1 protein-coding gene is annotated in these 1,450 nt (G+C 65.9%); it reads left to right on the forward strand.

All coding sequences use genetic code 11. The features are described from left to right. Positions 1 to 230: 230 nt before the first annotated feature. Positions 231 to 1,427 carry an IS110 family transposase gene (locus tag AB0I49_RS38210; protein ID WP_363231839.1) on the forward strand — a complete coding sequence of 399 codons (1,197 nt, stop codon included), beginning with the start codon at positions 231 to 233 and terminating at the stop codon, positions 1,425 to 1,427. Positions 1,428 to 1,450: the final 23 nt, after the last annotated feature.

The following is a 1,450-nucleotide window of genomic DNA, read 5'->3' on the forward strand; positions in this document are numbered from 1 at the left end:
CTTGTCCTACCTTCCAAGCGTGGGCCTGAGACGGTCATTCGTAAGATCGTCGGGCCCAGGGGTTCCGGGTATGGCTGTGAGCTTGTCGCCGTCCGATGGCTCAAAAGACTTGGCCGCCCGGAGCCCCGCGACGACTCGACCGCTAATTGGGATACGCGACTCGATCGCTGTGTAGGACAACGTCGGCGAGGTCGTCTGCGGGATCGATGTGCGACGACGAGCTGGCGGAGGTGACCATGCCCCAGATCTGGGCCGGGATGGACATCGGCAAGGAACATCACCACTGTGTGGTGATCGACGCGCAGGGCGAACGCCTGCTGTCGCGGCGAGTCCTGAACGACGAGAGTGCCCTGCTGGAGCTGATCGGTGACGTACTCGCTCTCTCCGAGGATGCGCTGTGGGCAGTGGACATCAACCACGGTGGTGCCGCCCTGCTCATCGGTCTGCTCCTCAGCCACGACCAGCCGATGGTTTACCTCACCGGGCTCGCTGTTCATCAGGCTTCGGCTGCCTACCGGGGCCAGGGCAAAACGGATGCCAAGGACGCCTTCGTCATCGCCGACCAGGCCCGCATGCGCAAGGACCTCGGCGTGCTCCGGCCCGGCGACGAGATAGCCGTCGACCTCAGGATTTTGGTCAGGCGCCGCACCGACCTGGTCAACGACCGCACCCGTCAGATCAACCGGCTCCGCGAACAACTCCTGGAGATCTTCCCGGCCTTGGAGCGTTCGCTCAGCCTGACAAACAAGGGGCCGATCCTGCTGTTGACCGGCTACCAAACGCCGGCCGCCATCCGCCGAAGCGGGGCCAGGCGCATAGAGACCTGGCTGAAGAACCGAAAGGTCAGAGGCGCCGCCCCTATCGCCCAGGCCGCCGTCGAGGCGGCTCAGGCCCAGCACACCGCACTGCCCGGCGAGCAGCTGGCTGCCTCGATGGTGGCCCGCCTCGCGAAGGGGGTGATGGCCCTCGAAGAGGAAATCGCCGAGCTCGACGCTCTCATCGAGGCCCGGTTTCACCAGCACCCGTATGCCGAAGTGATCCGCAGCCTGCCCGGCATGGGCGCCATGCTCGGAGCCACGTTCATCGCCGCCACCGGCGGAGACATGGAAGCCTTCGGCACCGCTGACCGGCTGGCGGCATTCGCCGGCCTGTCCCCGGTGCCGCGCGACTCCGGTCGCGTCAGCGGCAACATGCGCCGCCCCCGCCGCTATCACCGCGGCCTCCTGCGGGCGTTCTACCTCTCCTCCATGGCCAGCCTGCGGTCGTGTCCCGCATCGCGGGCGTACTACGAACGCAAGCGTGCCGAGGGGAAAGGGCACAAGCAGGCTGTGCTGTCGCTCGCCCGCCGCAGAGCCAATGTTCTGTGGGCAATGATCCGCGACGGAGCGTGCTATCAAGCTGCACCACCAGTCACGATGGTCGCTTGACTTTCTGATTGGGAAGTCTTTTA

Origin of the sequence: Streptomyces sp. NPDC050617 (assembly GCF_040654795.1) — a bacterium.
GTDB lineage: Bacteria > Actinomycetota > Actinomycetes > Streptomycetales > Streptomycetaceae > Streptomyces.